The 26,442-nt window shown below is 44.6% G+C and carries 25 protein-coding genes and 4 tRNA genes; 10 read left to right on the forward strand and 19 right to left on the reverse strand.

All coding sequences use genetic code 11. The features are described 5' to 3' along the window. Positions 1 to 681: 681 nt before the first annotated feature. Positions 682 to 1,401: an N-acetylmuramoyl-L-alanine amidase family protein gene (locus A7K91_RS15090; RefSeq protein WP_068684130.1), complete on the forward strand. Its 720-nt coding sequence runs from the start codon at positions 682 to 684 to the stop codon at positions 1,399 to 1,401. 950 nt (positions 1,402 to 2,351) lie between these two features. Here the strand turns inward: A7K91_RS15090 and A7K91_RS15095 are convergent. Beyond that, positions 2,352 to 2,424, reverse strand: a tRNA-Val gene (locus tag A7K91_RS15095). A gap of 578 nt (positions 2,425 to 3,002) precedes the next feature. After that, positions 3,003 to 4,340, reverse strand: coding sequence for a S1 family peptidase (locus A7K91_RS15100; protein ID WP_068684132.1), 1,338 nt, complete (start codon positions 4,338 to 4,340; stop codon positions 3,003 to 3,005). Between the two features lie 910 nt (positions 4,341 to 5,250). Between A7K91_RS15100 and A7K91_RS15110 the strand changes: the two genes are divergently transcribed. Beyond that, entirely contained in the window at positions 5,251 to 5,913 is a 663-nt protein-coding gene (locus tag A7K91_RS15110) for a hypothetical protein (RefSeq protein ID WP_068684136.1), read from the forward strand. A gap of 134 nt (positions 5,914 to 6,047) precedes the next feature. Here the strand turns inward: A7K91_RS15110 and A7K91_RS15115 are convergent, their stop codons facing one another. Continuing rightward, positions 6,048 to 6,467 (reverse strand): hypothetical protein, encoded by a 420-nt coding sequence (locus A7K91_RS15115; RefSeq protein WP_068684138.1) that lies wholly within the window; start codon positions 6,465 to 6,467, stop codon positions 6,048 to 6,050. Positions 6,468 to 6,576: 109 nt separating this feature from the next. Beyond that, positions 6,577 to 6,984 carry a hypothetical protein gene (locus tag A7K91_RS15120; RefSeq protein ID WP_156739578.1) on the reverse strand — a complete coding sequence of 136 codons (408 nt, stop codon included), beginning with the start codon at positions 6,982 to 6,984 and terminating at the stop codon, positions 6,577 to 6,579. Between the two features lie 57 nt (positions 6,985 to 7,041). Between A7K91_RS15120 and A7K91_RS15125 the strand changes: the two genes are divergently transcribed. After that, positions 7,042 to 7,710 (forward strand): response regulator transcription factor, encoded by a 669-nt coding sequence (locus tag A7K91_RS15125; RefSeq protein ID WP_068684142.1) that lies wholly within the window; start codon positions 7,042 to 7,044, stop codon positions 7,708 to 7,710. Further along, entirely contained in the window at positions 7,691 to 9,256 is a 1,566-nt protein-coding gene (locus A7K91_RS15130; protein ID WP_082967474.1) for a sensor histidine kinase, read from the forward strand. The genes A7K91_RS15125 and A7K91_RS15130 overlap by 20 nt, the downstream gene beginning before the upstream one ends. On the opposite strand, the gene A7K91_RS15135 is transcribed toward A7K91_RS15130, so the two are convergent. Further along, a complete protein-coding gene (locus A7K91_RS15135) occupies positions 9,253 to 10,134 on the reverse strand; it encodes a PhzF family phenazine biosynthesis isomerase (protein WP_082967475.1) in 882 nt (293 codons plus the stop codon). The two genes, A7K91_RS15130 and A7K91_RS15135, sit on opposite strands and share 4 nt — an antisense overlap. Before the next feature lie 182 nt (positions 10,135 to 10,316). Here A7K91_RS15135 and A7K91_RS15140 point away from each other — a divergent pair, with 182 nt between their 5' ends. From A7K91_RS15140 to A7K91_RS15155, 4 genes are all read left to right on the forward strand, one after another. After that, positions 10,317 to 11,183, forward strand: coding sequence for an ATP-binding cassette domain-containing protein (locus A7K91_RS15140; protein ID WP_068684144.1), 867 nt, complete (start codon positions 10,317 to 10,319; stop codon positions 11,181 to 11,183). Then, a complete protein-coding gene (locus A7K91_RS15145; protein ID WP_068684146.1) occupies positions 11,180 to 13,396 on the forward strand; it encodes a M1 aminopeptidase family protein in 2,217 nt (738 codons plus the stop codon). Before A7K91_RS15140 ends, A7K91_RS15145 begins: the two co-directional genes overlap by 4 nt. Next, on the forward strand, positions 13,389 to 14,111 hold the full coding sequence (locus tag A7K91_RS15150) for a hypothetical protein (protein WP_068684148.1): 723 nt from the start codon (positions 13,389 to 13,391) through the stop codon (positions 14,109 to 14,111). The genes A7K91_RS15145 and A7K91_RS15150 overlap by 8 nt, the downstream gene beginning before the upstream one ends. Positions 14,112 to 14,236: 125 nt before the next feature. After that, on the forward strand, positions 14,237 to 15,208 hold the full coding sequence (locus tag A7K91_RS15155) for an S-layer homology domain-containing protein (protein WP_068684150.1): 972 nt from the start codon (positions 14,237 to 14,239) through the stop codon (positions 15,206 to 15,208). A gap of 88 nt (positions 15,209 to 15,296) precedes the next feature. Here the strand turns inward: A7K91_RS15155 and ung are convergent, their stop codons facing one another. Beyond that, entirely contained in the window at positions 15,297 to 15,971 is a 675-nt protein-coding gene (gene ung, locus A7K91_RS15160; RefSeq protein WP_068684152.1) for a uracil-DNA glycosylase, read from the reverse strand. Between the two features lie 170 nt (positions 15,972 to 16,141). On the opposite strand from ung, the gene A7K91_RS15165 reads away from it, so the two are divergent. Then, positions 16,142 to 19,360, forward strand: coding sequence for an ATP-binding protein (locus A7K91_RS15165; protein ID WP_068684154.1), 3,219 nt, complete (start codon positions 16,142 to 16,144; stop codon positions 19,358 to 19,360). Between the two features lie 237 nt (positions 19,361 to 19,597). Here A7K91_RS15165 and A7K91_RS15170 read toward each other — a convergent pair whose 3' ends face one another. The 5 genes from A7K91_RS15170 to A7K91_RS27395 all read right to left on the reverse strand — a co-directional run bounded on the left by A7K91_RS15170 (position 19,598) and on the right by A7K91_RS27395 (position 21,580). Continuing rightward, entirely contained in the window at positions 19,598 to 19,843 is a 246-nt protein-coding gene (locus A7K91_RS15170; protein ID WP_068684156.1) for a YolD-like family protein, read from the reverse strand. Further along, positions 19,824 to 20,321: a YhjD family protein gene (locus A7K91_RS15175; RefSeq protein WP_068684158.1), complete on the reverse strand. Its 498-nt coding sequence runs from the start codon at positions 20,319 to 20,321 to the stop codon at positions 19,824 to 19,826. The genes A7K91_RS15170 and A7K91_RS15175 overlap by 20 nt, the downstream gene beginning before the upstream one ends. Further along, the gene (locus tag A7K91_RS27385; RefSeq protein ID WP_342671742.1) at positions 20,318 to 20,776 is read right to left on the reverse strand and encodes a DinB/UmuC family translesion DNA polymerase; all 459 of its coding nucleotides are present in this window, start codon (positions 20,774 to 20,776) and stop codon (positions 20,318 to 20,320) included. The genes A7K91_RS15175 and A7K91_RS27385 overlap by 4 nt, the downstream gene beginning before the upstream one ends. Positions 20,777 to 20,922: 146 nt before the next feature. Continuing rightward, positions 20,923 to 21,243 carry a Y-family DNA polymerase gene (locus A7K91_RS27390; protein ID WP_342671739.1) on the reverse strand — a complete coding sequence of 107 codons (321 nt, stop codon included), beginning with the start codon at positions 21,241 to 21,243 and terminating at the stop codon, positions 20,923 to 20,925. Positions 21,244 to 21,325: 82 nt separating this feature from the next. After that, on the reverse strand, positions 21,326 to 21,580 hold the full coding sequence (locus A7K91_RS27395) for a Y-family DNA polymerase (RefSeq protein ID WP_342671740.1): 255 nt from the start codon (positions 21,578 to 21,580) through the stop codon (positions 21,326 to 21,328). Positions 21,581 to 21,928: 348 nt separating this feature from the next. On the opposite strand from A7K91_RS27395, the gene A7K91_RS15185 reads away from it, so the two are divergent. Beyond that, the gene (locus tag A7K91_RS15185; RefSeq protein WP_068684160.1) at positions 21,929 to 22,393 is read left to right on the forward strand and encodes a hypothetical protein; all 465 of its coding nucleotides are present in this window, start codon (positions 21,929 to 21,931) and stop codon (positions 22,391 to 22,393) included. A 75-nt stretch (positions 22,394 to 22,468) separates the two neighbouring features. On the opposite strand, the gene A7K91_RS27085 is transcribed toward A7K91_RS15185, so the two are convergent. The 8 genes from A7K91_RS27085 to A7K91_RS26740 all read right to left on the reverse strand — a co-directional run bounded on the left by A7K91_RS27085 (position 22,469) and on the right by A7K91_RS26740 (position 26,373). Next, a complete protein-coding gene (locus A7K91_RS27085; RefSeq protein WP_068684162.1) occupies positions 22,469 to 23,401 on the reverse strand; it encodes a fibronectin type III domain-containing protein in 933 nt (310 codons plus the stop codon). Between the two features lie 146 nt (positions 23,402 to 23,547). Then, positions 23,548 to 24,375, reverse strand: a complete 828-nt coding sequence (locus A7K91_RS15195; protein WP_245697532.1) for a bacterial surface protein — start codon at positions 24,373 to 24,375, stop codon at positions 23,548 to 23,550. 410 nt (positions 24,376 to 24,785) lie between these two features. After that, complete coding sequence (locus tag A7K91_RS26120) at positions 24,786 to 25,127, reverse strand: NPCBM/NEW2 domain-containing protein (RefSeq protein ID WP_082967476.1); 342 nt, start codon at positions 25,125 to 25,127, stop codon at positions 24,786 to 24,788. A 151-nt stretch (positions 25,128 to 25,278) separates the two neighbouring features. Further along, on the reverse strand, positions 25,279 to 25,566 hold the full coding sequence (locus A7K91_RS15200; protein WP_068684164.1) for a hypothetical protein: 288 nt from the start codon (positions 25,564 to 25,566) through the stop codon (positions 25,279 to 25,281). A gap of 246 nt (positions 25,567 to 25,812) precedes the next feature. Beyond that, positions 25,813 to 25,901: transfer RNA gene (locus A7K91_RS15205), tRNA-Leu, on the reverse strand. Between the two features lie 23 nt (positions 25,902 to 25,924). Continuing rightward, positions 25,925 to 26,001 (reverse strand) — tRNA-Ile (locus A7K91_RS15210). A gap of 36 nt (positions 26,002 to 26,037) precedes the next feature. After that, positions 26,038 to 26,114: transfer RNA gene (locus A7K91_RS15215), tRNA-Met, on the reverse strand. Positions 26,115 to 26,208: 94 nt separating this feature from the next. Continuing rightward, on the reverse strand, positions 26,209 to 26,373 hold the full coding sequence (locus tag A7K91_RS26740) for a hypothetical protein (RefSeq protein ID WP_169833417.1): 165 nt from the start codon (positions 26,371 to 26,373) through the stop codon (positions 26,209 to 26,211). Positions 26,374 to 26,442 lie beyond the last annotated feature (69 nt).

The raw sequence follows: 26,442 nt of genomic DNA on the forward strand, positions 1-26,442 counted from the left end.
CCTTCAGTCGTGTTTTTCCGCTGTCAGCTTACTTTCAGTAGCGGGAAAACCATCTCGTTATGCTAGTGAATCCAATGTTATTAACTTTTTGATAATATCATTATGACACAATAAAATGATTTGTCAACTGCTGGATGTCCATTTTTATTTATTATACAGGATTTTCTGATATCCTTACATGTGCACTTTGAAGGAAGTGTCCCTCTTGCAAATATCTGATAGTAACTATTTGTATAGATTATTTTTTTACGGATAAAGCCGCATCCATCTTGGCTGCCGTTGCATCGCGCGAACGCTGCATTCGTTGTTAAGTATAAGGCTCGAGTATATGAGAAATTTTATTAAGTTGTAAAGAAGCTATAAAGAATGGTTTATTTGGTCAGGTGTTCGATGGGGAATTTTATATCGAACGAGAGAAGAGAAACACTCGACAGCCGCAATGAGTTAACGGAGGATGGCATAATCGTTACTATCAATATTCGCAAAAACAACAAGACGAATGAAACTGTAATTCAGCAGATAGAATACATTCCCACATGGGTCTATCGTGATAAGGTAGAAGGACAATCCCGATATACTTACCGCATTCTTCCCGTAGACGCTTTTCTTGATAGCGGTGATCTGTCTGAGGTGTTTAAATCTACGGCGTGTAGACACACCCGATAGACGGAGGTTCGAGCCATGAGAGGTATGAAAAGGCGATTGCCGCGCCGAAAAATAATCGTATTGCTAAGTCTTCCACTCATGATCGGCTTGCTCTGGTCTCTCAAATCGCCATTAGCACCGGACAAGCTGTTGTATAGCGCACGGCAGATGTTTGATGATGAATCAGCTAAACCCGCTCCAATCTTCGGTTCTGCTCCCTTTGTCATCGTTCTTGATGCAGGTCATGGCGGACATGACCCTGGCGCAGACGGCGCAAGCGGCCAGTATGAAAAGGATTTTACGCAAGCGATCACGCAGAAGGTTTATCAGCTGCTTTTAAAAGAATCGGCTTTCATACCATATATGACACGAACAGAGCATACGTCTATTGAGTTGGAGGATCGTGCCGCTTTTGCTAATTCGCAGCGAGCGGATGCCTTTTTATCCATTCATGGCAATACGTTCCCAGAAGAGCCAACCGTCTCAGGCACAGAAATCTATTACTACAAACCGGACAGTGTTGCGTTTGCCCAGACCTTGCAGAGGGCGGTTGTGAAGGCAAGCGGCTTTAAAGATAGGGGCATCAAAAAAGAGGAATGGCGGGTGCTCCGCCTTAGTGAAGTTCCCGCGGCATTGCTGGAGGTCGGCTTCTTGACCAATGCCCGGGAGGAGTCCTATTTACTTGGAGAAAAGGGACAGAATACAATTGCTCAAGGTATTGTTGCTGGGTTGAGAAATTATTTAGACATCAGATAAAGGAATCCACCCAGCAATAACAAAAAATAATGATAAAAAAACATTGTCACCTATTTAGCGTGATAAAAAAAGTTTAGCGATGCTTGCAAAAGCAGCAGGTTAAGGAATATTTTTATTTGCATCTTTCCGACACAAAAACAATATATAACATCATTTTCTATTATGATTTTTCAAATAGAGGGTATCATTCATTAAAAAGAGCCACCCTATTGGATGACCCTTGATTAATCTATTATTTACCTATTACAACTCTACTATAGTAAAAATATACTGGGCTGTATTTGAATGATCCGAACTCGTTTGTCCTCTCACTTGAAAGTAATATGTGTGAGTAAGTGTTGATCCGAGAGTGTCGAGCGTCATATAATCAAGTCCACCCTGACCAGTATCCGCCCCCGAGGCAAATGGGTAGAGCCACCCACCAGATTCAACTGCAGCATGAAAATCATAATTCAATCCAGCTGGCGATTGTAGTGTTATTCTATATATTCCTGGTTTTGTTACTGTGAAAGAGTACCAATCCACATCAACAGCCGAATTAATTGTTGTTGAAACCCCATTTATTGGGCCATTCAACGAATGTACGGTTTGGTATGTGTCGGCCCAGCCGTCATAGGCATATACAGAACTGGCACCAAACAATACATGACGGACATAACTGCACTTATGACAAGCTTTTTACTAAATCTCTTGATCATGTATGCTTCACTCCTTGACATGTTTAGATGCCGGACATATATTTTAATCCAAATTTACCATATATTGCTTTGATTACTAATGGGGCTAAATAACCGTAATTTGTCGTTTTAGGAGCGATATTGTCGAATGAGCGTAATATTCTGTTTATCTATTGATTAGGCATCTTCATTCGTCCCCAAGACACTTTTTTTAGGTTTTTACAAAGCCCATATAAAACAAAAGAAGCCTTGTGTACCAAGGCTTCCCAGGTATGATCTGTAGTGGGCTCGAACCACTGACCCCCACCCTGTCAAGATGGTGCTCTCCCAGCTGAGCTAACAGATCATGTATTAAGTTTCGACAAGAAATAATATACCAAATGAATACAGACTCGTCAACCGTTTTACTAAAATTCTTGTTTTTTGATTTGTTGGACTAAAAAATGGAACTTAGAAACTTCGCCCAATATGGTTATAGAAATTTTCAATCGTTTTTAATGTGCGAACCTTCACTTTGTTGATCACATACTCAAATGACCCACAAGAAGGTCACTTTTCCAAAGTAACCTTCTTATAGATCACAGTTCACCTTTTAATTAGCGTACTTCTTCTATAAACTTGTTAACCATTAAACTTTCCAGAACTCTTAGCGATAAAACAATTGCCATTATCCTCGATTGCTATAGTCTCATCGGTTGACACTTCATTGATTGTATATTGTTTTGTTTGTACCTACTGGTACTTATTAGAGAAAACTTTAGTTGAAGTCGTTGTTTCATCAACTGAGAACTCCTCAACACTTCCCGGTTCAAAATCCATGTTGTCAGCACTTTCAACAGAGACATTCTACATATATCCATCCAAATATTAACACTAAGAAAAAAGAGGGGATTTCTGTCACGCATATACGTATATTACAAATACTTAATCCCCTACAATTACACCAGTAAGACCTAAATTGCTCATAACGTTAGATAGTTTGCTAGAAATAAATAGTTGCTGTCCGTCAAACTCCCCACCTCCGCTTAGAACACCGGTTAATTTAGAGCCAGTCTTGCCATTATAAGTAGCGTTTGGATAATATGTCGGTGAACCGCTGTCACCTGCTTGAGCATCCGCTGCAACCGCAAATTGATTTGAGAGGTTTACGGTACCTAATGATGTGACCTGAGTATACGATACAGTGCCATAAGTAATCGTACCACATGTGACTCCTGTAGATATACCTGATTTACAAACGACTGCACCAGTGGTGTAAATTAAGCCTGTATTTATGTCCACTACGTTTGCATCTCCGTATATTTTCCCAGATTCATTATTTATGTTTACAGCAATACCAAGAGCATCTGTATTACCCGAAAGTTGTCGAACTGTAACTGTACCCAGACTCAGCCCGCCTTGGGTAAACCATTCTCCAAGTCCACTTGCGCAGTGACCAGCCGTTACAATAAAACGTTTACCAGCGTTGACTCCGGTAAAGGCTGTTGTACATTTTCCTGAGTTAGATGTATTTACTATTTCAAGTCCTCCGTAAACTGGCCTTGTATAAGCCGATCTACTTAAACCATTAATACCATTAGCCTCTCTAACGTCATATAACTGTTTGTTAAATTTGTTACTTAAAATCTCATTAACTCTTTCGTAATTATTCTCGGTTGCAATAACTATTTTGTTCTCTTTTGTAGATATTGCTGTAAACCAGTCACTAATCTCTGCGTTCACCAATTCATTATCAATCTGCGAGTGTATTTTTTCCAATTCATTATATGAGAATGTAACATCGTAGAATACGATATCCCCTTTTTCGGGTAAGTCAGAAAACACTTTAATTAGTTTATCTCTTGACTTTCCTTTCGACACCAATCCAATCTTTAAGACTCCATTTTTTTCATGATGGTCAAAATACATACCTCCATACGAGTCCGCTATGTCAATGATATTTTCAATATTCTCCTGGAGCTTTGATGCTTCATCAATTTTTATAATCCGTTTCTCCAATAATGCTAGTTCTTCATCTGTTAATAGAGCCCCATATTTCTCCTGGGCTTTCGAGGAAAAGAGTTTTCCATTAATTGAACCTAGTTCAGTATCTATCGGTGGGAATCCTAGCTGTTTGCGGAAATCATTTGACTTACTTACTTCTTGAGCAGTTAAGTTGCTAAACCTGTCGTCACTGACACTTCCATTACTTGCCCAAGCAGTAGAAGCAAAAACCAGTGACACCAACAAAAAGATTATTGCAACCTTCCTAAATCGATACACTAATATCCCTCCAGTAGTAATGATAGTGTTTACCACACTTCATAGACATATTAACATTTGGTAGGTATTGGGTCAACCATATTATGGAACTTATGTATCTTGTTGTCGTTGTAAATTTTACATATATGATTTTCATACATATATCCCAACCATAGAGTGATGGTGGCAGGCCGTCATCAGCTTGTAATGAAGCGCCAGCATCTAGAGGGGATTCGCTCTGCTAACGGTAAGCCTGTCTCCGCACCTTTGCCCCGACTGGCACCGCAGCAGGTTACACAGCGGGAACTCTCAGTCAACGAATAGTTACTAGAGTAGGGAGTCCCGTCATGGTCGTCATACAAGAATGTCTGAAAGATTCATTTGAACAAAACGGATGGAGCCGAATCCCGGAAATTCTGTATAAGCATGCGGAAGACGCAGCCAAGCACAACCATTCGTATCTAGAATTGCAGTTCGGAAGAATACTTCCATGCGCCAGCGTTTTCTATAGACCTCAAGTGCTTTGAGAGGAAAAGTCTGGTGATTGGTAATGTTCAAATAGGCACCTTTGTAGTTGGCAAGGGAATCCTGCCCTCCTCAGTTGTAAATGTGCATTCTTCATCTTTTTTTAAACGAATATCAACGACAGCAGCAATCGCAAAAAAGCGATCCTTTGGGCTGTCCTTCTCGTCCCATAGCGGGGAAAGGCACATGGTAATAGGAATCTTGTCTACCTGGCTCCTTCATGAGTCGAAAAAACGGTAACTCTCCTATTTTTATTAGTGTTGGTGCAAATACCCTTAACCGAAAAAAAGTACAGATAATTAATCTTTTGAAGATTTTTGAAAATTCTTTTGAAACCATTAGAACTGTTTGGAAGTATAATGTGGACTGTAAGATAAATTACTTTATTTTTTGGGGGGAATAATCAATGAAAAAGCTTCTACTTGTACTGACCGCCGTTTCCACCCTGCTACTGTCCGCATGTGGTGCAGCGCAGAACAACAACGAAGGCACAGTAAATGAATCAAAAGAAACCGCAGGAGCACCTGCTGAAGGTAGCGAAAATGCCGCTCCAACTGAGGCTGCTAAAGAAGAAAAAAACGAAGCAATCGAGGTTGACAAAGGATTATTCAACAATGAGGTTACGTTGCCCGCCAGCATGTTTGAAGGGCAAGCCTATGAAGAAATAGTTGCCCAAGCCAAAGAGGAAGGCATTGACGAGGTCATTCAGAATGATGACGGATCAGTCACTTACAAAATGTCTAAATCCGTTTACAAAAAGATGATGGATGAAATGGAAAAAGGCATGCTTGATTACGTTAGTGAGTTAAAAAGCGGCGAAAATTTTGCCTCCATCAAGGATGTGACTCATAATAAAACATTTTCCGAGTTTACTTTGATTGTGGATAAAGCAGCTTACGAAGGCGGATTTGATGGCATGGCGTCACTGGGTATTGTGGTTGTTGCTTCCTACTACCAATTGTTTAGCGGCGTTTCTTCCGATGATTTAAAAATTACCATTAACGCGCAGGATGAGGCGACAAAAGAAATATTCAACACACGAGTATATCCCGAAGCGTTAGAGCAATAGAGCAACAGAACAACAAATCAATAGATCAATAGTTGATTAGTTAATATTAATAAAGCATACAGCAGGCTCATTAATCAATAGGGATTAATGAGCCTGGTTTACAATCTGCCCCAACTAAATACGCGCTGCCGAACTTATTTGTAATACAGGAGCTGGCCCGACACGGAAGCAAAATTATCTCTAGAGGATCCTCCATTTCTAAATGAAAGCCTGATGGCTGCTTCCTCCCCCACAGAGAGATCATCGGGAATTGCTCCCGAGGCCGTTGCGATAACATAACCCCGATCGTCATAAAAGCTGAGTTCAACCCCTTGATTAGTCCTGCTTCCAGATGAACTGCGCCAATTAAAATCTGCCGTGACAGATGAGGAGCTTCTCACTTGAATGTTGTCCACTCTGTATTCCCACGTTTCAATTGCACCAAAAGCAGATGAACCGCTATCCTTCCACTGCGTCGTAGCGGCAAAAATGCATACCACTACGGCGACAATCGAAACAACAATGAACGTAAAGATCTTTTCAATGGCATAAGGCTTTCTGATTTTGTCAGTCATCAGGACATGACCGCATTGCGGACAATGCGTGAGGTTCTCAGGATAATACATCTTGCAGGAATAACAGATACTGCTTAATTTCGTATTTACGCTACTATTCATGTTAGTGTTATTCGTCTTCCCTTCTATTGCCCGCTTTTATATCATCCAGCAGCTCGATTATTTTTGCCACTCCCAAGCTCAATGCCCCGCCTATAACACTTGCTATAACAACGCCCATCCCGATTATCCACTCACCTGTCGCAAATACAAATACCCCCCAAAAAATGCCGACAATTAAAGCCAAATAACCAGAAATATAAAGGAGGTCAATAACGAACATTCCTTCACCTTTTCTTCTTTGGAACTTATTCAAGTCAAAGGGCTTATCGGTGTAAAGCGGCATATACTCCTCCCTCTTGGCTTGACTCCGATCCGAATTCTGCTTTTGGATTGACGGGTCCCCCATTCTTTTCAACCTCCTCATCTGAACTAAACCTCTCCCATTCTCTTCTAAGATTATCACATTTCCTTCCATTCTTCTCCACACAAACTCCAAATAGATAGGTTATACTGCAAATTGGGAGTGATTGGGATGAAGCATATTTTAGTTATTGAAGACGATCCTGATATTCAGGAGATGTTATGCGCCTATTTGAGGGATGCCGGTTATACGGTGGGAGCTGCGGGGGATGGCCTTGAAGCGCTTGACCTGTTTCATAAGGAAAAATGGGATTTGATCCTGCTGGACATTATGCTGCCCAAAATTAACGGCTACGGCGTTTGCGAGCTGATTCGGCGCGAATCCACCCTCCCCGTCATGATGCTGACTGCGCTTGATTCGGAGGAGCATCAGCTTAAAGGCTTTGATTTAAACGTCGATGATTACGTCACAAAGCCGTTTTCCATGCCGGTTCTGCTTCGAAAAATAGCGGCGATTCTGCGGCGCGCCGGCGGCGAGGATAACCAAAGTCGGATGTTGGCTTACAAGGATTTGACGCTTGATCTGGATGCCTATAGCCTGACGGTCGCAGATCATCAGCTGGAATTGACCAGCCGGGAGTTCGAGCTGCTGAAGGAGCTGCTGCAAAATCAGGGGCGAGTGTTAACGCGTTCCGTTTTGCTCGGCAAGCTGTGGAATTATGATTTTTTGGGCGATGAACGAATCGTGGATACCCACATTAAAAATTTGCGAAAAAAACTGGATCGCGATTATATTGAAACGGTTCGGGGGGTGGGATATCGTGTTGCGAAAGCTAATTAGCAGGCTAGCGGGCAGCCTGACGACACGCATTTTTGTAATTACGGCGTTGGTTCTGACAACGGCCTGCTGTTTGACGTATGCTTTTATCGTTTGGGCCGCCCCAATAACGTATACTTCAATGATGAACAACGAGCTTGTGCAGCGCTCGGAGCAATTGGTCAATGAATTGAGTCTGATCTCTACGGAAGATAGCGGCCCGTTGCTCTCACGGTTTATTTTGGAAACAGGCGCAGAGGTGAAGGTTGTTGATGAAGAAGGCAAAAGTGTCGTTCCCACACTTTCCATGGGGAACAAGGAGCCAGAAAACAGCCAGTCTGAACGATCCTCATCTTCGCCTTATCTCATGAGCGTTGACCATGATCAAGGCACCATCACAACTTTGCAATCCACGGTCGAAGTGATGGATGCAATCAATGATATAGAAATGTCGGACAGGACCATGTCGGATGTAGTAATGACGGTTTCAGATTATGACGCCTCTTACCCTGTTACCTTTCGAAACTCCACCGAGCCGTATACGCTGACCGTATTGGCTGGCACCGATGTCGCCAACCAGACCAAGCAAGCACTGGAGCAGGTATGGCCTTATTTGGCGCTGGTTGTGCTCGGCATTTCGGTGTTAGGCGCATTGCTGTATTCCCGGTTTATTACCAAACCTATCGTGCGGCTTAGCGCAATCTCTCAGCAAATGGCCGATCTGGACTTCACCTGGAAAAGCAAGGATACCCGCTCCGATGAAATCGGCGTTTTGGGCCGCAATCTGGATGAGCTTTCCGGACGTCTGTCCTCTGCGCTGGCACAATTGCAAAACGCCAATGACTCTTTGTCGCGGGAGCTTGACCGTAAGCAAAGGCTGGACAAGCAGCGGACGTCCTTTTTTTCGGCTGCCTCGCATGAATTAAAAACACCCCTCACCGTCTTGAAAGGCCAGCTATCCGGCATGCTGGCCGGCGTTGATATTTACAGAAACCGCGACAAATACCTGCTCCGCTCTCTCGCCGTAACAAACCGCATGGAGGCGCTGGTAATCGAAATGCTGGCGATTTCCAGACTGGACAATACGGATGTTGAGTTCAAACGGGAATTGGTTGTTTTATCGTCCGTGCTTCTTTCTCAAACCGAGCAATGCACGGAATTGGCGGAGCAAAAGGGACAGTCGCTTGACGTCCATATTGCTCCTGGATTAACAACCAGCGGAGATGAAGCTATGTTGAGCCGTGCCATTGCCAATCTTTTGACCAATGCTATCTTTTATTCGCCGGAGGGAGCAGCCATCGCTGTTTCCCTGCTGCCGGACGGACCCCAATCTATTTTGACCATTGTCAATAGCAACGCCTCCATCCCGGAGGAGGATTTGCCTCATTTATTCGAGGCCTTTTACCGGGTAGAATCCTCACGGAACCGGGACAGCGGCGGAAGCGGGCTGGGGCTCTATATCGTCAAAAAAATTCTGGACCGGCACGGAGCGTCATGCCAAATACGGAATACGGGCAATCAAGTCAGAGTAACCGTTACTTTTAAAGATGATTCGGAGCTTGCTTTTTAGTCGATGGTAACTTCGAATTCTTTTACATAAACAGCATTGCCGGTCACCTCGATCACATTTCCATCCTCGCTCACGGACACGCCGACCCTCCCGTTTCGGCCGATTTCCTGGCCTTGTTCAATTAAAAGCTCAAGGGGAGCATTTTGCTTGTTGATGTATCTGGCATAATAGGCTCCCATAACCCCCGATGCCGTCCCCGTCACAGGGTCCTCGATGGTGCCTGAATATGGAGAGGAAAAATGCCGTGCGTGCATATGCGCGTTGACATCATAGGTTTCCAGACAAAACGGATGGATCGACGCTTTCGGCATTTCCTTCAGGATCGACGGGAATCGATTGTTGTCGGGTACCATACGCTTGAAAGCTTCAAGACGCTTAACGGGAATCAGTAACGTCCATGTGCCCGTGCTTCCATATACGGTTGGCAGCTCCGTTGCAATATCGCTCTCTTGGAGCCCCATAGCGTCAGCCAGCTCTTTAAGCGATCCGTTAAACGGCTGAAACTGAGGCGCGGCTTGTCTCATCGTCATATAGAGGCCATCCTTGGAATGAAAGCGTATCGGTAAAATACCTGCTTTTGTTTCCAGGGTCAGGCTGGATTTTTCATGTAGCAGCCCCCTTGTTTTTAAAGCGTACAGGGTCGCCATTGTGGCATGGCCGCAAAGATTAATTTCATGACCCGGCGTAAAAAAGGCAATTTTCAAATCCGCCTGATCCGATGACAACGGGAACGCCGTTTCGTTAAAGCCAACCCGCTCTGCCACCTTCTGCATTTGTTCCTCCGTAAGCGCCTCTCCCCCCAGGACCACCCCTGCCGGATTTCCCATATCGGGAACATCGCTAAACGCGTCATAATGATACACCTTTACCTTGTTCAAATGCCCACCCCCATCTTATGTATACTGTTTATTTTAACAATTACGGATGAAATTGAAAGCTGCCGGCAAAAGAAACGTTTTCGGATACTCCATGAAAACTACATATGAACTCCAAACCGCCTTCAAACAATAGCTTTAAGCTGGATGCATGGCCGTCACATAATAGAAAGGAAGGGTGACACATGCAATTTACTTTAGACCGGCTCGGAATGATTTATCCTTCGGGCAAGCAAGCGTTAAAAAATATCAATATGACGTTGGAGGCCCCTAATCTGATTGGTCTGCTAGGCCCAAACGGGGCTGGAAAATCGACCCTTATGGGACTGCTGACAGCAGGCCTTAAGCCCTCGGAAGGGTCCATTTCCATGAATGGAAGCCCCCTGCTCTCCCAAGAAAAAGAGCTAAAAGCCAAGCTGGGCTACCTGCCCCAAACCTTTGGTTTGTTTGACGAATTGACGGTTTGGCAGTTCCTGGACTACATGTCCGCGTTAAAAGGCATTTCGGCCAGCAAGGAAGCCATACGCCAAGCTATTGCCGATACCGGCCTGGAGGATAAACAGAAAAGCCGCATCCGCACGCTCTCCGGCGGCCAGCGCCAACGCGTCGGCATCGCCCAGGCTTTGCTGGGAGAGCCTGAATTATTAATTTTGGACGAGCCAACGGTAGGCCTCGACCCGCAGGAGCGCATCCGGTTTCGCAATTTGTTTTCACGTATCGCGCAGAACAGGATCGTCCTCCTGTCCACTCATATCATTGAGGATGTTCAGTCCGTGTGCAACCGTCTGATCGTCATCAAGGATGGCATGCTTTTGTTTAACGGCAGCCCGGAGGAGCTTATTTTGCTAGCGCAGGGGCATGTCGGCAGCTTTATGGAAAATGAAGCAAATAAGGCGGACAGCAGCATTCGGATTACATCCCGAATCAATACCTCGCGCGGCATATGCTGCCGGGGCGTAGCCGACCGACTGCCCGGTTATGCGGAGTCCGCGGAACCAACACTTGAAGAAGCCTATTTGTTTCTGCTTGAAAAAGGAGGCAGCGGAAAATGAGAGTTGTTTCCTTGCTGCGGGTAGAAATCCGCAGGCTGCTGCTAAACCGGATGACCTGGTTTATGTCGCTTCTGATCATCAGCTCCCCCGCATTGGGGCTGACGCTTTATCGGCCTATCTCTTCAACTGCCGGAAGCGGCTATTCCACCTCCATCAGCGGCACTTTTATCGCCAACCCTGCTTTGGCGGGCGCAATAGCGGGCGCCATACTCTTGGCTGTGCTAACGGCGATGGAGTTCAGCCGGCCCGCCCGTCATCGCATGAATGCGTTGACGGATGCTGTTATTTCCCCGTTTCAGGGTGCTGTTGTTCGAACAATCTCGCTGCTCATAACTGCCGCAGTCATACAAGGCTTAACGCTGCTGGCTTGGCTGCCGTTTACTTTAGTCCAAACCGGAGCCATTTTCCAGCTTGATGTATACGTGTCGCTTTATTTGGCCATTATGCTGCCTGCGATGATTTTTGCCGTTTTGATGACTGCCTCAGCTTATCTCCTTACCTATCGTATGGATCTGACTTTAGCTCTGTTTGCGTTTTTTGCGCTGCTGAGCTTGACGGTTTGGGATGAAAATTGGCTGCTTCGATGGATTAATCCTTCCATTTATTATGTATCCGACGCCTTTAGCACGTCCCGTTTGCTGCGTTATATTCTTTGGAACCGCCTGCTCTGGGGGACTATTTTGTCCAGCATCTGGTTATTATCCTGCCTAAGCATTCGGCGCTATGGCAAAGGCTTAGTTCGTTCAGCTACCATCAATGTTCGAAAAGGCTATATCCCTGCATTATCTGCGCTGCTTATTGTCTTCGGATGGATGGCCTATACCGGTCAGCCCTTTCTGGATCATAGTAAAATGGAGCTAGATTCCAACAGCAAACGTTTTCTATACAGCGACGAGTTTGTAACGATTTCGTCCATTCACGTCAAAGCGTTTCCCGATTTCACCAGAGCACGCCAGCATGGAATCGCGGAGTATCAACTGCAGAACAGCAGCGAAAAACCGCAAACGATCGCTTTTTCGATTAATCCCGGCTATTCCCTTTCTTCGGCATCCGTCAACGGCAATCCTGCAGTTTTCCGGGATTTACATAACGACGAGGAAAACAGAAAAACGATAGAGGTAGATATTCCGGGCGACAAGGAAATTGAAGTTACACTGGAGTATGGCGGGTTTCCGCAGGAATGGAACATTCTGGCGCTCCGTCAAGGCCTGGACTCGCAAATTAGCAGGGACTATCTCTATTTGGCCAATCAGGATTTCGCCCCTATTCCCCGGGACTTGATTTGGGGTAGCGACGAACCTAATCCCTACTATATTGAGGTTGACCTCCCTTCAGGCATGACGCCCGTTGTTTTCGGGACGGAAACCGCTCAGTCGGTTGGCAAAAGTAGCGATGGCTCCATACGCTGGTCCATTGAGACCAACGGCGCGAGTGTTATCCTGTACGGGGGGGATTATATGTCCCGCCAGATTGACGCGGCCGGCATTCAGGTAGATTTTTGGCATAGCGCCAAGCATAACGTCTTGATGAATGCCTTTGATGCCGATGATGTCATCCGCCAGGTGTTTCAATATTGCACCAGCAAATACGGGCCGTTGCAATTTTACAAGGACAACAAAATGAGAATTATCGAAATCGGCTCTGCGGGAGGCGGTTATGCTAGTCAAGGAGCCAGCGTGATGGGTGAAGACAGCTTTAGCGCGCGAGGGTTTCAAGACATGCGCAAAGGGGCTGGCGGCAATGAAGTGCTGGCGCATGAAATCATTCACCAGTGGTGGGGCCTTGGCAATATGTTTGCCCAAGACGACAGTGAACGGAGCTGGTCCTCGGAAGGACTTACCGTCTATACGACTTATCGTCTAATGAAGGAGCAATATGGAGAGGCTTACGCCAGGGAAAATTATGTGGACAAGTGGCAAGCCGAGGTAGACGATTATTATCAAAACTTCTACATCCGAAATCCGGCCTTTCTGGACAAATTGCCAAAAGCCTATCGGACCCGCATGGACAACGGGGTTGCCCAGATGAAGCAATATTCCGAAATGCCCCTAAAACTGCTGAAGGCCGAGCAGCTTGTTGGCGGAGAGCAAAAAATGGACGACATTTTGCACGCCTTGTTTAATCGGGAAATAGACTATGCCTCCCCCTTTTTGACGTATCAGCAATTTTTGGACGCCTGCGGCCTAACAAAGGAGGATTTGGAGCTTGGGTAAACTATTCCGTTATGAACTGCGCCTGATTGCATTCAACCGCTTTTATATTGGTTTTTTCGCCGTTTCTCTTTGCTTCGGCTGGCTGATCTTAAGCACTGGAACCATTCAGGGCGTGGCGCATACCGCTCCGTTTTCGCCATGGAGCTTTGGCAGCTATTTGACAGACTTGATGCCCCTGCTGTCCATTGCGTTGCTCTTTATGGTGTGGAGCTTCGACTCTGGTCAAGCCCGCCGGGCTAAACCATTGCTTAACGCGGCAACCATTGCGCCATTCCGCCATGCGGCGGTCAAATGCGCTGCGGCCGCAACAGCCTGGCTGCTGCTGTCAGCCGCAATCATGCTGCTTGGCATCGGTTTTCTGATTTTTATATTCGGCAACGCCGTCTCCATACCGGCACTGCTGGCTCCGGCCGTATCTATTTTACTGCCGGTAATACTCTTTTTAATGGGATCGGGCCTTCTTGCCCTGTCCCGCAGCCGGAAGATTTTTTTAGGACTTCCCCCAGCCCTGCTGGCGCTGCATTTGCTCCCTCTGCCATCGTGGATGCACCTGTTGGCGACTAATTTTTATTCGACTTACCCGCTGCATATGGATATGGTTGATCCCGGCTTTACCGTACCTGTTTCTTTTATTGCCGGTAAACTGGGATATACCCTGGCGGGAATGATCATGCTTGCGCTTGCATTGCGCAAAAAATATTCATGTCACACGTGAGTCTATGCAGCCTCCGTGCAGAGGATAATGATAAAATTAACAATCATTTTTATCACATCTGCAACCTATCGGAAAAACCTGCCGTCTAAGGATATGCAGCTGCAAAAAACGGACGAGGTGACGACATGAAGAAAAAACCTATTTTAATTTTGGCCATTACAGCTCTGATGATGCTTGTCCTGGGACAGAGCGTATTTGCTTTTTCCGACACGGGCAGCAATCCCAATGCCGAAAAAATCAAAGCGTTGAAGGAAAGAGGCATTCTTAGCGGCACTGGCAGCGACCAGTTCAAGCCTGATAGCGAATTAACCTACGCCGCCGCAATCTCCATGCTGGTAAAAGCTTTTGACCTGAACCTTGACAATACCAACTTTATAAAGAAACCGGAGGCAACCGACAGCTTCCCGAACCTCAGCAATGATGCCTGGTATTCCGAAGCCTTCATTATCGCGCAATTAAATGATCTTGACATTCCTAGCGACGTTAAAGCAAATGATCCGGTGACCAAAGAGCAATTCGCCCATCACCTGTTCCAGGCCATCAATACAACCGGACAATATGCAATGATTAAAATGTGGATGATCATCAACGATGAGGACGATGTCACACCTGGCTACATGACCAATATTCAAAACGTATTGCTGACAAAAATCGCCGAGGTGGACAAAGACGGAAACTTCAACCCTAAAAAAGCCATCACTCGCGGCGAAGCTGCCGGCTGGCTGTATGAAGGCTTGAATTTCGTGGAGAAGCACACAGCACTCGAGCCTCAGCCCGAATATCCGCAATATGACATCAAACTGGACGTAAAGGCGGTTAATGACGACATCAACAAAGTAACCCTGTCGGCTGAAGTGCCTCACCCAGGCCACGGCTTCCGTATTTCCTCCATCGCTTTTGAAGGCGATCAGGCGATTATCTATACGGAGCCTATCCTTCCGGAGCCGGACAAAATGTATCCGCAAGTGATCACAACGGTCGAGGTGGCGACTTATGTCGATGCGGCCTTCAAGCCAGTACTGGCTGACGATCTGTACAGCATCGAAGGTTCTGAAGGATCGGATCAACCCATTTCCGAGCAGCACCCCCTGCAATAAATTAACCCGTAACCTGCAAAAAATAAGCTGCACCTTTGTACACTTTTGTACAGTACGGTGCAGCTTTTTTCATTTTGGACACGCGGGGTCAATCCCGGATTTCCCAATCAATCGGTTCAATGCCTTGCTGCATCAAAAATTCATTAGCCTTGGAAAACGGCTTGCTGCCAAAAAAACCGGTGCGTGCAGACAGAGGGCTTGGATGCGCGGATTCGATAATAAAGTGACGCGAGGTGTCGATTGCGGCTTTTTTAGCCTGTGCATGCCTGCCCCACAAAACAAAAACAATCGGTGTCTCGCGTTCGTTCAGCAGGCTGATGATGCGATCCGTAAATATCTCCCAGCCTAGCTTCTGGTGAGAAGCCGCTTGACCATCCTCTACCGTCAGCACCGTGTTGAGCAGCAGCACGCCTTGCTTTGCCCATGCCTCAAGCTCGCCATGCGCGGGAGCGCGATGGCCCAGGTCCGTCTCCAGCTCCTTAAAAATGTTTTTAAGCGAAGGCGGCTGCTTGACTCCCCTTCTCACAGAGAAGCAAAGTCCATGAGATTGTCCTTCTCCATGATAGGGGTCCTGCCCCAGTATCAACACCTTAACCTTGCTGTATGGCGTAAAATGAAGAGCGTTAAAAACATCCTCCTTCGGAGGATATATTTTTTTCTCCTCATAATATGGCTCTATTAATGCCCAAAGCTTCTGTAAATAAGGCTTTTCAAGCTCATCCTGCAGCTTGCTACGCCAATCATTATCCGGCAAGTCAATCATGCTATGGTTCCTCCCGTTACGAATATTGCTTTTTTACATACTATTCTATTATACCATAAGCCTCTTCTATTAAAGGAACTCCACTTTATACCTTCGTCTGGAATAATGCTATACTTGGATAAGTATTTAAAATAATTGACTACATCCACCATAAGCAGGGAGTTTAAGAGATGATTGAAAAACTGCGGGGCCATTTTCGCCGACGCCGCAACGTGTGGGTTATTTTGGTTGCAATTGCGGTTATGACCGGTCTGCATATCGCTTGGCTTCATTATTTTTCGACCGCTTCGTACGGGCAGATCGACAAAGGCCGGCTTGATTTACGGGACTGGGATGCAAAAAGCAAGCAAGTTCTGGATCTGAACGGAGAATGGGCCTTTTACCCGCATACGTTTTTAATAGATGAACATGATACTTCATCGATAGCTGACACGCCCTTATGGCTAACCGTTCCCGGCTCCTGGGAAAATGCGTTTAGCAAAGAAAAAAACCGTACCTTCGGCTACGGCACTTACCGGTTATCCATTCAGCTGCAGCCCGGTGACGAGCAGACTTACGCCATTCGCGCAACAAGCGTGCTTACGGCATCGGAGCTTTATATCAACGGCCAATATGCGGGCGGTTCCGGGCAACCGGCAGCGCTAAAGGAAAGCTATACGCCGCTCAACCTGCCGTATACCGTTGAAGCCGAACCGGACGAGCACGGATTCATTGAAGTGGCTCTTCACGTCTCCAACTATATATTTACGCCTTCCGGCGGCATAGAGCTTTCCATGCAGTTCGGTGAAAAAAATACAATCCTCAACCGGGTCCGTCTGTCCGAGACTATGCAGCAAATCGTGTTTACCGTTTTTTTATCCCACGCACTGTATGCGGCGCTGCTTTATTTTATGGGGATTAAAAAGTCCAGCCTGATTAATCTCTCCATCGTTTTATTATCCCTGTCGATTGCGCTGGCGGGCAACAACGACAAGCTGTTGTTTGAATGGTTTCCGCTTTCCTATGGTTGGGATTTTCGCATAAAAGGCATTTGTTTGGCCATTGGAGGAGTGGCCGCAATCCGGGGAACGCTTCCGCCTTCGGACTTGCGCTGGGTTAATGTCATTCGCCGTTTATTTACGGGCATCGGCGTTATGCTTGTTGTATATAGCTTATTCAATCAACAGAACGTTTCCAGTATTAGCTATATTTTATTTCCGTTGTTTGTCATTGCTTGCGCCGTTATAGCTTTTTACGCCATGCTGCGCCTGCATAGATCCGGGATGCGCCGGGACTTGTTTTTAACGCTGCTGTTCGCTTCCTTGTTCAACGCGATTATATGGCAATACATAGCTTTGTTTGCCGGCATCAATGCGATCTTTTATCCTGTTGATTTGCTTATTTCGATTTTCTGCATATCAGCCATTTTGTTCAAAAACCATCTGCAAATTGCCGAACGGAATAAAACATTGGCTGCCAAGCTTCAGCAGGAGGACAAGCTCAAGGATGAATTTTTGGCTCATACCTCGCATGAATTGCGCAACCCGCTTCACGGCATCTTGAATTTATCCCATACCGTGCTGGAGCGGGACTACAACGTATTAGGCCACAAAAGCATTGTTGATCTGCAAACGGTGCTTTCGATCGGCAGGCGCATGAACATTCTGCTTGGCGACTTGCTGGATGTATCCAAATTAAAGGGCACCGGCATTCAATTGCATAAAAGCGAAATAAATTTGCATGAAATTGTAGAAAAAACAATCGGCTCGCTGCACTTTCTTTCAGACAGCAGACCCGTCATTGTTGTAAATGAAGTTCCAGCCCGTCTAAAGCCGGTTTACGCCGACGAAAACCGGCTCGCTCAAATTTTGTTCAACCTGCTGCACAATGCTATTAAATATACGCCGGAGGGTGAAATTGCAGTTAGCGTCCAGGTACAAAACGGCATGGCCGCCATCGCAGTCCGGGATACCGGAATCGGCATTGCTCCTGAAAAGCTTGAGCTGTTATTTCAGCCTTACCAACAGGGGAATATCGGCGATCACCCGCAAGGAAGCGGATTTGGATTAGGTCTCGGCATCTGCAAGCAGCTTGTTGAATTGCATGGCAGCAGCTTGACGGTTGAATCCAGGGAAGAACACGGTTCTATTTTCCAATTTTCCTTACCCTTAGTGAATAAGCAAGCAGATAGAAATGAAGAAACGCGGGTTGAAAGTGATCAAGCCGTTTATGAAAGATATGTTGAAGAAGGCCGCGAAGGGACTGGTAGTGACGGAGCTGAAACGGTCGGCGAGAGTTCATTTGAGACAGATGCAAATAACGCCTTGCTCTCCTCTCCTATTATGGAAGCAGCAAAGCTGACTGCTGTCGCGCGTGAAGCAGAAGAAAAAGAAGCAAGACGCCTTTCGGTTGGCGACAATGAAAATCCGACCGCCATCTTGGCAGTTGACGATGACCCCGTCAACCTGCAAGTGATCAGCAATATTTTGGCTTTGGATAGAGATATTGAGGTGTATACCACAACAAGCGCCCTGGAGGCTCTGGAGAAGCTAAGGGAGAGGCGTTGGTCCCTCGTTATATCCGACGTGATGATGCCGGAGATGTCCGGCTATACCTTGACCAGCCTGATCCGGGACAGCTTTGAAATGCACGAGCTGCCCGTGCTGCTGTTGACTGCCCGCAACCAGCCTGAGAATGTGGAGGCCGGACTGTTGGCCGGAGCCAGCGATTACATCGCCAAGCCGGTTAACGCAATTGAGCTGCGCGCAAGAGTTCGCATGCTGCTACGATTAAAACGCTCCGTACGCGAGCGGCTTAATCTGGAGGCCGCTTGGCTGCAGGCGCAAATCAAACCCCATTTTATTATGAACACGCTGAATTCCATCGTTGCATTAAGCACCGTCGATCAGCATAAAATGACGCAGCTAGTCGAGGAATTTTCCGTCTACCTGCGCTCCAGCTATGAAATGCACAACACGGCCCAGGAAATAAGCTTGTCACAGGAGTTAAAGCTCGTTAAAGCGTATTTGCGCATTCAGGTAGAGCGTTTTGATGAACGCTTATGTATTCAATGGGAGCTTGATGGAGAGCCCGATATGACCATTCCGCCGCTTATCATTCAGCCATTGGTCGAAAATGCCGTTACACACGGTATCCTGTCGCGCAACTGCGGCGGACTTGTCTGCATATCCATAATGGACAATGGAAGCACCGTGTTGTTTAAAGTTTCCGATAACGGCATCGGCATGAGCAAGGAGCAAATCCAGCTACAGCTTAGCGGTAAAGGCGACAGCGGCGTCGGTCTCTACAACACCCACCTGCGGGTACGCCAAATCAACGGCAAAGGCCTCACTATCACCAGTCGACCAGGTGACGGAACTACGGTTTCTTTTGAGCTTCCTAAAGGCTAGAGATTGGTTACGAAACATACAAATAAGCAACCATAACGTAGTGCATATAAATTGAGCCTTTTAAATTAACTATGTGAAAGCCAAGCAGCTTGTTACAAAAGATTTATTAAATGAAAAGAGACCCATTTTAGTGAAAGGGTCTCTTTTGCCTTACAGCAGATAATAGGGTGCCCTAGACTGGCATCACTTCCCCAAAACCCTTTACAACTCGGAAGGCGGGAAAATATTCCTGTTCGTTTATTCTGCGTTACTGACTTTCATAATGTCCATAAAAGGTACTTTGGTTAATTCTCCGTTGTATTCGACATGGACAAGTTTTGTACGCGAATCCAAATAAGTTATGACGCCCTTAACCTGGTCTTCCCAGCCCCATACCTCAAGTTGCACTGTTGTTCCTTCATCCTTGGCTTCCACTAGGCGCTCCCCCAGCTCTTCCAAGACGTATTCGTCTCTTGTCGGCCTCTTAGCCTTTACCTTCGCCATTTTTGCTTCCTCCATTTTGTTTTAGACTTTTAGCAAGTTGATCTGTATACTTCGCTAGTCGGTTTCCGATTTCCGCTTTCAGTGCTTCCCTTGTGATACCAAATCGGTTTTCGTAAACACGGCAAAGATATTTATGGTACAAAATGCCATCATCAGTAACATCAGCAAAGACCTGGATGTTTCTTGATTTCAAGTCCCGTTTTAGGGTGTAATAATCATCCGTTACCGAAAACATAATGACCTCTAGGCAACGAGCAAGGAGTTCTTTTAATGGGATGTTTGCGGTCCTAATTTGATCAATACCCCGATGAAGCATCGAAATGATGTTTGGACACATTACAAAATCACGTATCATTGTCATTTCTTCTGAAGTTGGCATTCCAACGATCTTAGCTTGATGATGCTGCTCATATTGTTCCTTGTGTTCCGTGAGTAACATTTTGGTTTTCCATCGTTCATTCCCATCTATCTTGGTCATTTGAAATGCCCTCCTATCTGCCCAGCTCTTTCACGGGCAACGCCTGAATTAAGCAATGATGATGTTCGCATAATGTAGGCATCTCCAAAACGACCTTTTATCTCATCCGTGACCAACTCCAGATCAAATTGCTTTGCTCGATCTTCAAATAGGTCAAGTTGCTGGATTTTGTCGGAGGACAGACCTGTTAAAACAATCGCAATATGGCTAACCGGCATCCCCTGCCAATATTGATCAAAAAGCGTCTGAACAGCATTGACTAAATCATGAGTTAGTGATGTTGGACGTATCAGCGTCATTTGCCGGTTAAATACATCCTCCCGCTGCCCGTTCGTTTCACCAACTCCAAGGGCAACTACTCTGCCTTGTACTCCCAAGCTACGTGCCCGCCTGCCAACTTCTATGCATAGCTCCAGCAATACAACTTCTATATCTCCCGGCGACTGTATAGGGATGCTCTAAGCGCTTTTCCGTGGCTCACAGACTTGAGTGGAGTGGCTATTGACGGCACAACGGGACTGGGGTCAATGCCGTTGGCCGTCTGCCAATAATACTCCGCTTGGATATCGGATTGTTTCCCCATCATCCGGCACATCATCTTTTAAAAAACGGGCAGCTCAAGCTTTGCTATATCTCCGATGGTGCGTAGACCTTGCATCGTAAATCTTGCCGTCATCCGGGAAGCAACCATGAACATATTACTGACTGGCAGCGGCCATAAATCCCGCTCGATGTTAGTTGCGTTCAACTGAAAAATGCCTTCAGGCCGTTTTTGGGCAAAGTTATCTGTTGCCGTTTTCGCAAGGACCTTTGTGGGGCCAATTCCGATCCTTGAAAGCATGCCAGTTGAAAGTTCAACATTATGTTGTATCTTTCGTGCAATCTCTTCAGCAGAACCGTAAAGGGTAACTGATCCTGTCACATCCAGGAATTGCTCATCAATTGAATAAGTCTCCACCAGTTCTGTAAATCACTCAAAGATGCTTGTAATAAACAATGAGATGCTAATATATCGCTGCATGCGAGGGCGAATAATAATTAGGTCTTTGCATATCGCCAAAGCCTCGCCTACCCTGCCTGGCTGTTGTTACGCCACGCGATTTTGCAATTGGGCAGGCGGCTAATATGATACCGCTTCTTCGCTCCGCATCGCCAACTGCAACTGGTTTATCTTTATATTCTGGATGGGCTGACTTCTCCACACTGGCATAAAATGATTGTCCATCGATCAACAATATAGACCGTTTTCCGTAATCCATCTCCCCCACCCTATCGCGAACGTTTGTTCTTATTATATGCAAATGTATGTTCGGTATGCAATGGCAAAAAAATACCTGTTCCAAAGTATTTCTAATTGCATCCTGATATGTATTCAAACAAAAAAATCCCGCCATCTAATAGACAGTGAGATTTGATGGGAAAGCAAGAACATGAGAAGGAGCACACCTGTTACTGATTGTAAGTTTTTCCCTTCATAATTCGACAATAAAAGTTACGTGATTTTACAAAACAAGGACTTGGGTCTCATGCCCTATTATGGATTATTGTGGTATATTTAAAGTGAGACAGCTGGCCAGCTTCTTAAAAAATCACATCCGGAGGAACTGATGAAGATTAGAAAAATATTCGCAGTTATTATTGCCGTATGTATGTTGACGTTTGCACAATCTGCTTATGCCGAATCAATCCAACCTACTGCCATTGGAATCGGGGACACTCCTGCAACTGCAATTCAAATTACACCTAACTTAGGGTACCTAACTCTATTTCTCTCTAATCAAGCAGATGTTGATTATTTTAAATGGAAAAACACTTCTAGCTCCCCTATTTTCATAAATTTCTCATTACAATCACCCGCAACAGCAGTCTATGACTTCGAGTTTTTCATTAAATACCCTACCGGGACAAGTAGCGCTCCGGTTCAAGCCCTTGATGTAGGCTACGGAAAGCTTGTAAGCAACATATATCTACCACCAAACTGTGAGATTTTTTTCATGGTTAAAGCAACAGTATTTAATAGCCCTACAGATCTTTATCAAGTAGCTTTTAGCACTAGAAGTATTGATTTTTAAAAAACCAGATAGTCTACTTTAAAAAATCAATTACTAAAATGCCCGCCGTCCTAATGGATAGCGGGCCTTGTTATTTTAGTATTCGCTCACTTCAAACATCAGAATACGATCAAATAGTAGATAGTCTTTGCGGTTTTTAAAAGGGCCTTTATTATTGTCATGCTTATTGATAGCGTATGAAGCTTTGCCTGATCCGGCTTGTTTCAATTCATACCAATCAATAAAAGCATTTACTTCCTGCATGCTGAGGTCATATTCTCTTTCGATGCCACCTGCTAGGTGAACTGTTAAGAGCGCACGATCAGCAACAGGGTTTTCAACAAATATATTCACTTCATTTGAATGAGGAGATTCTTCATCTACTGGATTTAAAGAGGTTACATAAAAGGTGTTATTCAGTCCAGGCTTAATATTAGGAATTGTATATTCTGTTGAACTGATCGGTTTATCGTTAATTTTTACACCATTATGGTAGATGTTATAAACTGAGCCCTTATTAATAGAGGCCGTCCATGATAAATTAACAGTTTCTCCAACAAGTGAGCCAATTAAATTAGTCGGTTCAATTGGTGCCGCATAGTAGAATTCAAATTCATGCACATTGACTGTATCCTTACTTAAATTCATTAAGGCAATTCCAGTTACACTATCCAAGTTAGAGTTAAACTCCACAATTTCACCGTTACCGCTATTATTTTCAGAATGTAAAAGCGTTTGAGAAAAATAGCTTATGTTCATGGTTCCTGATGATTGAAGCCTTACAGCTTTCAATGGATAACCTCTACCTGAAGCACCAATGTTTAAATACCATCCCCCTTTTAATGGATAGTATGTATCGCTATCACCATCTGTTACCAGAGTGGTTGTTGTCTGAAACACGTTTCCTTGCCCTAAATATACATTCATAGGTCTTCCAAGTGTGCCTGCACCTTCATAAGCAAATACAGGTGTAACAATTACACAAATAGCAAGTAATAGCACCATAAATGATATTCCAACTTTTTTCACTTTCCAATCATCTCCTAGATGTTTTTTCAAGCATACGCCAGAAATTCAACGAAGAACAGTCTGATATTTAGAATATATTTCCTATACAATAAAGAGTTAATAAAAAAAATCCCACCATCCTAATGGACAGTGGAATTTGTTATGTTTTAATATTCACTTACTTCAAAAGTTAATATCCGGTCAAATAAGATGTATTCTTTGCGGCTCTTGAATGGGCCTTTATTATTGTCGTGCTTGTTAATTGCATACGAAGCCTTTCCTGTTCCTTCTTGTTTCGCCTCATACCAATTAATAAAGTCATTAACTTCTTGCATGCTGAGGTCATATTCCTTTTCAAGACCAGTAGTCAAGGTCACAACAAAAATTGCACGGCTGTCTGTTGGTTGTTCAGGAGTTAGAGTCGGTTCAGGTGTTGCAGTTGGAGTAGGCTCAGGTTCAACAAAATCAGGGTCTGACAACTCTCCATTAGTATCTATATCAATTGCGTCAAACACAAAATTGACAACTGATGAAGAAGATTTCACGAATTCAATAGTCACTTGATGGTATCCTGATGACATATTTGTTTTTTCATAAAGCAAGACTTGTGTAAGGCCTGTAATTGCATATGCGGAAAATGTATCGGTTGCTCCATCAATAGTAATATTCATAGCGTTGGATTTATCCGATCTTATCGAGCCAATTATTCTAAGTTTCGAGCCTTTAAAAGTAAAACTAACTGTTGATCCTTCAACAGTAGCAACATGGTTTGAATTATTATAGTATAGCTCCGAATCACCATAACCACTGGAAGTCCAGGTTCCCTCATAAGAAAACAAACTATTTGTGTCATCATACCGACTCCAGCCATTCTCAGGAGACTTCAATTGATCACCAATTGCGGCAGCGTTGGAGATTGAAGGGATTCCCAGTAAAGCTACCATTAATGTGAGAAAAAATGCCGTAATTATTTTCATTTTTTTGTAACTCTTCAAATTATGTCACTCCTCTGTTTGTTTGATTAAATTTTATATAAGATAAATCCAAAATAACAGTCTGTTTGTTTTTTCCATTTAGCAGTATGTTTAAGAGTTACAAGTAGTTATTCCTGAACTTCTACTCAAAGAAAAAGCCCGCCATCCTAATGGACAGCGGGTTTATTGTTTCTACTATGGAAGAACTGTTATTATTTATTCCCATGAGTATTGCTCTGGGTCCACCTCCAAATTCAATTCAATCAACTTTTCGCGGTTAACGAGCCGAATTCTTTATTTAGTTTTTATTTAGTACGGATTTAATGTTTATGATTACTGGAATAACTTTGTTTCAGTCAAAACAATGTCAACTTGGTCATTGTGAGTTCCAAACTCACCAGTACTAATCCCTTCAAATAAAACCTCCAACTTTAGTACCCCGGACAAATCAACATTTTCTTTGCTGGATCTCCACCAGTTAATTGTTCAGATTTAAAAATTTCAACGCCATCACCAAGAATGGTGACTCTTCCGCGCGCGGCAAAGTTTTTGGTGTAGTCATCTATCCCAATTAATGATGTCAATCTCTTATAATCGCCATTCAAGTTATGTGATACTTTTCCGCTATCGCTGCCATAAAGAATGATTCCCATCCCATTTAAGTACTTAGTTCCAGCAATGTGGAAATTGTAACCAGCTGGATAAGTCCATTCTTTGAAGTAAAGGTTCTTAATTGCATTCCCTTCCGCTCTTGCATATTCAAGATCGGTAATGTATTTAGATCTTCTGCTGCTACTTTGCCAGTAACGATCCCGCTTGCGACTTCAATTTTATATACACATATTAACTGTTCTGCTGTGAAAATTTCTTTTTTTACTTGACTTAAATTTAACGAGTTAACCTCATTAATTAAAACTTCCTCAACTACAGATGAACCTGATGCACTCTCTCCTCCAGGAGTTTTATCTTAATCACCCCGCTGTCAAATCCTACTTTTTTTCCAAGCAATTCAGAAATTTCTATTACTGGAAAATAAGAAGATCCATTGTATGCAAGTGATGCATTTATAAGAGTAACCTTTTGCCCATACAATTCCACACTATAGTCTGTCCGAACAGATGCTGTGACGCGTTCAATTACGCTCGTTGCCGCAGCCGTACCAGCGGTAGCAAACATTGCTCCCGCTACAAATGAAATGATCATTTTCTTCATTTTTCGATACCGCATTTTTTTTGAAACAATTATAACATAGAGCCTTTGAGTTGAGTACAGATTGGAGAGTAGTCTCCCAAGCGTCACAAGACTACATCTGATCTGGAAAGCAATAGATCAAAATTTCGCCCCCAAAATGTCCCCAAAAACAAAAATAACGCCTAAGCGTAGATTTTGTGCTATAAAATTTCACTTATAAAAAACAAAAAAACCCCTTATGTATCAAGGGATTTCAGCTTAAAGCTATGGTGCCGAGGACGGGAATCGAACCCGTACGGTGGTCACCCACCGCAGGATTTTAAGTCCTGTGCGTCTGCCAGTTCCGCCACCCCGGCATGTGGAGATACTTGTGAACAAATGGTGGGCCCTGAGGGACTCGAACCCCCGACCAATCGGTTATGAGCCGACCGCTCTAACCAACTGAGCTAAGGGCCCTCGAATAACGTTTATGTCAACGCTTGATCGAAGTTTTGGTTGCGGGGGCAGGATTTGAACCTGCGGCCTTCGGGTTATGAGCCCGACGAGCTACCGAGCTGCTCCACCCCGCGACATTATTCCATTCATTTCATGTATCTTTAATGGCGACTTAATTAATATACTATAATATCCCACCAATAGTCAACACTTTTTTCATTTTTATTTTTAAGGCAAATAACGTATGCCGTATCTGCCGCTACGGGCCCGGTAAATTTCGATTTCACGAGGGCTGTCATAGCCGTATATCCACCAGTCATTTTCCATTCTGCGCTGCAAACAACCAGCCTGAAATTTGGTATCGTACAGCCTGAGCCAATAAATCCACTTCATCGTTTATGACCTCCCATTGCCTGTACCTCATACACTAGAAGAGATGCTGAACTTATAATGCCCAATTCT

It is taken from the genome of Paenibacillus oryzae (assembly GCF_001675045.1).
GTDB lineage: Bacteria > Bacillota > Bacilli > Paenibacillales > Paenibacillaceae > Pristimantibacillus > Pristimantibacillus oryzae.